Raw genomic sequence first — 7,737 nt, forward strand, 5'->3', positions numbered from 1 at the left:
TGTATTCAGTCCAAACATCGGGTGCCTGAATGTAGTTTGTACCGCTGATGATGGTGAAGTTAGCCGGGTTGGTGCCAGTGGTGGACACGCCAACCTTGAACCTTTCCAGTCCATACTGGGCGGTGTGAGACTTTGCCCAGAATGAGATCTCGATAGGTCTTTCCAAGACGGGCGTGATTAGCCAGTCGTTGTTGGGAGGCGTGGTGGCTGCCATTGCCGCTGCCATTTTTTGTCCACCATGAGCTTCGACGGTTGTGAGTGGCGGAGTGGTTGTGTTCGGGTTGAAGATCAGGTAGGCCACAGGATCATAGATTCCGGGCCAGCTGTAGCCTGAAATACCATAGGTTCCACTCTGATCGACGTCCACTGTGGTCCAGGGAGCGAAGGTGGTCGCGAAATCCGTGTAGGTTTCAAAGCCATCCACCAGGATTTCATGGCTGGGTGCCAGTTGGAAGTTCACGGTGGTGGTTTGTCCGGTTACTACAATCACGCCGGTTTGGGTGGCAGGAGCATAGCCTGCGGCGGTCGCAGTCACGCTGTGGGTTCCGGCAACCACCTGCATGCTGTAGGCACCGGAGGCGTTTGTGGTGGCGCTGTAATCAGCAGCAGTGACTATGGCACCCGCGATGGGGGCGTTCTGCTGGTTGCGAACGATACCGGCCACGGTTCCGATCTGAGTGATTTTGGGCACTGTGTTCGAGAACGCGGGCACGGAGGTGGCGCCGCCGGTATAGATGGCTTTCACTGACCATTTGTAGGTTCCGTCGGGCACGTTGCCCCAATCGCTATCCTGCCAAGCAGTTGCGTTAATCACGCCAGGGGTCAGTTCAGTCCAGGCGGATTCGTTGTTTTCCTGTCCCTGAAGCAGACGCCAGACCCTGTAACCAAGGTGTTCACGGTTGTCGTCATCTTTGCTCATCAGAGCGGGACCGGTTGATTTGATGAATTCGTAGCTGATTTCGGGGGCACGAGTTGGAGCAGTATAGCCCACGTAGCCTTGGATGTTCCAGTTGTAGTTCAAGGAAGGTGCCAGATCAATGAGCGTGGCCCATTCACCCTGGAAATACATCATATTGCCAAAACCGTTGGTGGCAGGACCATCATCGCAACCAGCGGGATATCCACCGGTGACGTTGCAACGATAGCCAAACCAGAGTTCTTCGGTTCCGGAAATCTGAACGGGGTCATCCAGAATTACAGTGTTGTAGGTATCCAAATCAGGTGTGAAAGGCTGATCCACAACCATGGCGCCGGGAGCGGAAGCGTTTCCGCCTGTCCAGGCACGGATGGAGAAGCTGCCAGCTTGCGCAGGCCAGGCTTTCACTGCGAAGAGGCTTTGGCCAGCATAGTCCTGCATCACGGAAGCGGGGAAGCGGACGGCGACGTCGAAATCGGCTGCGCCGCCGGTTCCAATGCTGTCGCTATTATCACCACTGTCGTAGTGAATCCATTCGCCACCGCCTTCGCCCGGTGCCATCCAGGTGATGTTCACCAGGTCGGGATTGGCTTGGGCAGCCTGCACCGCGCCTGGAGGCAGGGTGATTTCGGTGAGCACGAAGTTTTGGGTGGTCACCTGCAAGCCAACGATGTTCACGCCAGCTTGGGTGGCGGCTTGATAGCCAACCTTGGAGCAGCTTACGCTGTAGGTTCCCTGGTACACGCCAAAGGAATACTGTCCCTGAGCGTTGGTGGTGCCACTGTATTCACCAGCGGTGACGGTCGCACCAGCGATGGGAAGGTCGGTTCCAAATTCGGTGACGGTTCCCGTGAGGGTTCCCATCATGCCTTTATGGATTTCGTTCGAGAAGGAAGGAATTGAAGCCACGTTGTTTGTATAGATGGCTTTCACGGCATATCTGTAGACTCCGGAAGGCAGAGGCTGCCAGGCGTTGTCCACAAAAGTGCTGTCTGTGATCACGTTCGAGGTGAGAGATGTCCAGGTGGATTCGTTGCCTTCGTTGCCTTGAAGCAGACGCCAGACCTTGTAACCGGTGCGGACGCGATCGTTGGGAGTTTGAATCCTGCTTGCCATCTGGGGCGCGTGTTTGCCATCGCGGCTGAGAGGACGGCTGGAATCAAAATTCACCGCCACGTTTGCTCTGGCGCTGTTGCCAGATTCGCTGGCACGAGTCAGAATGTTGGTGGGGAATTTGAGAGTTGTGGTTTCGTTGTTGACGGTAATTTCGTCAACAAACCAAACATACCAGAGGCCGTCGCCGGGCGCGCTGTTGGCATGCCAAGCCAGTTTGATGGGTTGGCCGGAATAAGTATCCAAATCAACAACGATGGGGAAGTCGTAATGGTTCCAATCGTTGCCGGGCTGGTCGCTGGCATCCCAAATGGGTGTCCAGGTGTCACCGTTGTCTGTGGAGACTTTTATATAATAGTGGTCATTATAGGTGCTGCCCATGAAGACGTAGCTCCAGAATTTGAGGTTCGCGGCAGGCGGGCAGGTGAATTGCGGAGTGATGAGCCATTCATCCTGGTAGTCATAATCCCACCAGAGGCCAGCTTGATAGTCTCCGCTGTAGGGCGGCACCGCCGGAGTCAGAGCCACGGTTCCAATATGGCACCAGGAGGCCATCACGCCGGCTCCGCCTTCGTTGTAGTTATTAATGATTTGGCTCCAGCCTTCGGGCGGGAATTCGGCTCCTTCAAAGCCTTCGGTGATGTCTTCACCGCCGCCGGGTTGGTTCCAGATGAGTGAAACGTTCGAGAAGTCGGCCGATTCAGTGGCAATCACGCGGGAAGGCGGGTTCGCCATTTCGTTTACGATGATGTCGCCCATATTCACGTTGGTGGTGCCAACTGTGACGGTTCCAATGGCATTTTGATAGCCATCGGCAACGGCAACATAGTTGTAGGTGTGTCCGGAATAGACTCCGGTGATGGAGAACTGACCTTGAGCGTTGGTGACAGCTTCGTAGGGTTCATAACCGCTGAGGCTGATGGTGGAGCCGCCCAAGCCCACAGTGGGCTGGTCGCTGCCAACGATGCGGCCGGTCACGGTCACGGTGGGAAGCTGGGTCAACACAAAGTCCTGAACCGTATTTTGGTCTTCAACGATGGTGACGTTGTGAGACACATCAGCATATCCGTGTTTGGAAGCGGTTACGGTTTGGGCTCCAATCGGCACGAAAGGAAGACTGTAGTTGCCGTCAGCGCCTGTGGTGGCAGTGAAAACAGTGTTATCCACAGAGACGGTTGCTCCGGGCATGGGAGCGCCGTTCGCGGTGACGGTTCCGCTCATGCTGCCCATATCTTCCACAATCATGAAGAAACGCGCGTTTGATCTGTTGGCTGAAGCGGTGCCTGTTGTACCGGTTTCGCCATTGGCGGTGTCACTTTGGAAACGCAGGCTGCTGTTGAAGCCCGGGGCGCTGTAATAGACCAGAGCGTTGCGGGCATAGCTGCCAGCGCAAACATCTGTCACGGCTTCGATAATGAGGTTGTCCGCGCCGTTCCAGAAGAAGGGCTGAGTGAATGTATGGACGTTCCAGCCATCGACAGGCAGGAAGTTGTCTGCTTGGAAGACTGTTTCATAGTCACCGGCTTCAAAGCTGGTGGTGAGAGCAGTCTGCTCGGTGTGTTTCACGCGCAGGCGGAAGTTTGTCATCGGGGTGCATTCCCCAACGGTCTGCACGTTGAAAGCGATGGAGTTGATGAGTCCAGGCGCTCCGCCGGCGGTGTAGATTTCGCTGGCTTTAAACAGATACTGTTCGCGGAAAGCCTTGTACCAGGTTCCGTAGGGAGCAGGCGAGCCTGTATCACCATTCACAGAGGTGCCTTCACCCAGTTGAACCACAAGGAGACCAGATTCCATCACGTTGATTTCAAGCTGCGGGCTGTTGTCGTTGGCGGGGTTTTCATCGCCGGGCATTTCCACGCGGCCATAAATGTGGGTCAAACCAACTGTGGAAGGAGTCCACTGTAACACAAAATCCAGCTCTTCCATCGGGCCGATGGGGGTGCCGGGGGTGCTTGCAATCATTGTGTTGGGGGCTTCCATCAGCTTCACAGTGTAGTTCGTCACCTGGTTCGGGGAAAGGTTTTTCACCCTCACCGTATAGGAGATGGTCGAGTTCACTGAAGGCGTGGTGGGTCCGGTAACGGACAAGCCCACCATGTCCTGCATATCCAGTTGCTGCATGTTCAGGCGCAGGTTGCTCCTGTTTGTGGAGACTGTGCCGGTGGTGGCTTGGTCTGCAGGATCGCTGTCGCTATGGAAGCGAAGGGAGCTGTTGAAGCCAGCATTGGTATAGAACACGGAGGCGTTTTGGGTCCAGCCACCCACCAGGTCGCAGACCACGTCGATCAGCAGGTTGGAAGCGCCATCCCAGTTGTAGGGAGTGCTGAAGGGATGGAAGTTCCAGCCATGGACGGGCATAAATGAAGCAGCGTGGAAAACCTGCTGGTAATCACCGGCTTCAAAAGTGGTTGAAAGCTCGGTTTGAGTCGTGGGTTTGATGCGGATGCGATAGTTTGGCATCGCGGAGCAGTTGTTCAAGTTGTCCACATTCCAGGAAATGCCATAAATCTCACCGGGTCCGCCGCCTTGGTTGTTGAGTTCACTGGCTTTAATCAGATATTGTTCGCGGAAGTTTTGCCAGTAGGTTCCGTAAGGTGTGGGTGGGCCTGATGTGGTGTTTACCAGGGTTCCATCACCCACGGAAACCACCACCAATCCTGGGGGCATCACGGTCACGTCCAACATCGGGGTGTTATTGTTTGCGGGGTTTTCATCGCCGGTCATTTCCACACGGCCAAAAAGCTGGACACCGCCTTCTTCGTTGGGCGTCCAGGGCAGGGTGAAATCCAGTTCCTGCATGGGGTTGATGTTGACACCGGGCAGGCTGGCAATTTCGGTGTTGGGAGCCTTCATCAGCTTCACGGTGTAGTTGCTCACCGGGCTGGGGCAAAGGCTTTTTACGGTTACAGTGTAGTTCACAGTGCTGTTGATATTGGGTGAATTGGGGCCGTCGATGGCAACGCCAACCATGTCCATCATATCAAGCTGCTGCATGGTGAATATCATGTTCGAACGGTTTTGGGCGGGAGTGCCGGTTGTGCCGGTGTCGCCATTGGCGGTGTCGTTCTGGAAGCGCAAGCTGCTGTTGAAAGATGTGCTGGTGAAAAACACCGAGGCATTTTGCGCATAAGAACCGGCAATAACATCTGTTACGATGTCCACCAGAATGTTCGAGTTTCCATCCCAATTAAATGGAGCGCTGAAAGTGTGCTCGTTCCAACCCGTGGTGGGCATGAACGAGTCAGCCTGGAAAACCTGTTGGTAGTCCCCAGTCTCAAAGCTCGAGCTCAAAGTTGTTTGGGATGTGTGTTTGAGCCGGATCCTGAAGTTGTTCATGGGGGTGCAATTATTGAGAGCACTCACGTTGAAGGCCAGGGAAGTGATATTTCCCGGTCCACCGCCGTTGTTGTTGAATTCGCTTGCCAAAACAAGGAATTGCTCGCGGTAAGCCTTGTACCAGGTTCCATACGGAGCCGGGGCTCCCGTGGTGCTGTTCGTTTGCGTGCCGTCTCCGATGGTCACGGGGACCGCTTGCGCAAAAACGTTGCTGCAAAAACTGATCCCCAAGACCAGAAGCAGCGCGAAAATAAGGGTTCGTTTCATAGGATAACTCCTTTCCCTTCTTTTGGTTATGTTTATTTTTACGGCCGAAGGCCCTTGTTGGGAAACATGCTCACGCGATTTCCCCATTTGGTTTTGACATTAATAAAACTCAATACGCATCCAAAAACGATGCAACTTATCATAAGATTCACACTATAAGAGACTCGACATCCCATTCAGATTAAATGTCAATATACTGCTTTTTTGTCAAGCAATATCTGAGCCAAAGCCTCGGGCAACTTGCCTAAACTCTATGAACCACAGGTGGTTATGTGTATTTAAATATCATCGAATTTCCCCATCAGGATGCGGCCACAGCTTTCACAAAAGTTTATTTTGTTGCGAAGTTCCAGCTCGATGCGTATCTGCGGACGAATCACGAATCCACATCCTCCGCAGGCTCCATTGCGGGAAAAAACCACCGCGCTGTTGCCCTTGTTTTTAATCATGTTCGCGTATTGGCGAACCAGATTCTGGGGCAGGGTTTTTGCCAGTTCAGTGCGGCCGGCGCGCAGCTTTTCGATTTCCACTTCCAGGGATTCAATTTTTTTACGCAGTTCGCCTTCGCGTTCGCGTTTCACGTTTTCAGCGGCTTCCAGTGCTTTTTTGTCTTCCTCAACCTTTCTGCGGGCTTCGGCTTCCTTGTCCATCAGTTCCAATTCCAGGCCTTCCAGTTCGGCAATCTTTTCGTTCAGGTAGGCAATCTCGCTGTTCAAGGCTTTATATTCCTTGTTTGTTTTGATCTCAGAAAGCTGGCCGCTGTATTTTTTGATGGTTTCCTGATGTTGTTTGATGTCGCCTTCGACGGCGCGTTGCTGTTTTGCGATATCCGCCCTGATGGTTTCGCTTCCCAACAGGTTTGCCGTGGCTTCGTCCACGCGCTCGATGATATCGTTAAGTTCCTGGGGCAGTTCCTCTTGCAAAAGCCTGAGAGAACCAATCTGGTCGTCAAGTCTCTGCATTTTGGCCAGGGTGCGAAGTTGTTCTTCCATCGTCACTCCTTAAATAGTAAACTGATATCCAGCGATTTATATGAATGGGTCATCGCCCCGCTGGAGATAAAATGCACCCCTGTGCGGGCGATTTTTTTGATGGTGGAAAGCGTTACCCCTCCGGAAACTTCCAGCTCCACCTTTTTTCCAAAGCGCTTCACGCAGGCGCGAATCTCCGGAAGCTCCATATTATCCAGCATCACACGATCCACACCGGCTTCCACCGCCTCTTCCAGTTCCAGGATGTTTGTAACCTCCACCTCCACCTTGTGGGCGGTGTTGTGTTTTTTAACCCTGTGCACCGCTTCGCTGATGCCGCCGCAGGCGCGGATGTGGTTTTCCTTCAGCATCACCATGTCGAAAAGCCCGAAACGGTGGTTGAAACCGCCACCAACGCGCACGGCATATTTTTCCAGCCCACGCAGCAGCGGTGTGGTTTTGCGTGTATCCAAAAGCCGGGCTTTTGTGCCCTCAAGCTCGTTCACCATCAGCCGGGTGAGGCTGGCAATTCCGCTCAGGCGCTGTAAAAAGTTCAAAGCCACGCGTTCGCCCTGCAGGATGGAAGCGGGATTTCCCTCCACGCGCAAAATCTCGTCACCGGCTTCAACCCTGTCACCATCACGGCTGTAGAGCGTAATCTTCAGGTTTTTATCCACGGTTTGAAACACCTCTTTGGCGATCTCCAAACCTGCCAAAACCCCGCTGGCTTTGGCAATCATGAAAGCGGTTTCCGCCTTCGGCTCCAGTTCCAGATAGCGGGTGCTGATGTCTCCGCTGCCGATATCTTCATCCAGAGCAAGCCGGATAATCTCACTGGTGGTCATTCACCCTCCAAAATAAAAAAAAGCATCTGCTCCCCGCAAATGCTTTAAATTTATCGTTTCTGATGCCGCCGGAGCAGCTTAAGTGTTTGGTTTGTGAACACATTATGGTCATATTCCTTTTGTAAAAAACAATTAAACCCAAAGGCTCGGTTTTGTCAAGCAGGTAGTGTCTCAAAGGTTGGTGTAAATTAGGTGAGCCCAATGAAGAAAAAGGTTGAGCCAGATCCCACACTTTGTTTTGATGGTTTAAATCAAAAAACTACAAGACAAGGAGAAGATCATGACTCAA

The 7,737-nt window shown here is 53.2% G+C and carries 3 protein-coding genes and 2 pseudogenes; all 5 read right to left on the minus strand.

What is annotated here, in order from left to right:
- On the minus strand, window positions 1-1,477 hold a 1,477-nt coding region (locus GX135_00005), incomplete at its 3' end, for a carboxypeptidase regulatory-like domain-containing protein (protein ID NLN84473.1).
- Between the two features lie 189 nt (window positions 1,478-1,666).
- Window positions 1,667-2,788, minus strand: a pseudogene (locus tag GX135_00010) (hypothetical protein).
- Between the two features lie 237 nt (window positions 2,789-3,025).
- Window positions 3,026-5,719, minus strand: a pseudogene (locus GX135_00015) (carboxypeptidase regulatory-like domain-containing protein).
- A gap of 191 nt (window positions 5,720-5,910) precedes the next feature.
- On the minus strand, window positions 5,911-6,624 hold the full coding sequence (locus GX135_00020; protein ID NLN84474.1) for a hypothetical protein: 714 nt from the start codon (window positions 6,622-6,624) through the stop codon (window positions 5,911-5,913).
- A gap of 2 nt (window positions 6,625-6,626) precedes the next feature.
- Window positions 6,627-7,448: a carboxylating nicotinate-nucleotide diphosphorylase gene (gene nadC / locus GX135_00025; GenBank protein ID NLN84475.1), complete on the minus strand. Its 822-nt coding sequence runs from the start codon at window positions 7,446-7,448 to the stop codon at window positions 6,627-6,629.
- Window positions 7,449-7,737 lie beyond the last annotated feature (289 nt).

The organism is Candidatus Cloacimonadota bacterium, from assembly GCA_012522635.1.
Lineage (GTDB): Bacteria > Cloacimonadota > Cloacimonadia > Cloacimonadales > Cloacimonadaceae > Syntrophosphaera.

What these genes read in the sequence shown, in the direction of transcription:
- GX135_00020 (NLN84474.1), bottom strand. Translation starts at nt 6,624, where the DNA reads ATGGAAGAACAACTTCGCACCCTGGCCAAAATGCAGAGACTTGACGAC.
- nadC (NLN84475.1), bottom strand. Translation starts at nt 7,448, where the DNA reads ATGACCACCAGTGAGATTATCCGGCTTGCTCTGGATGAAGATATCGGC.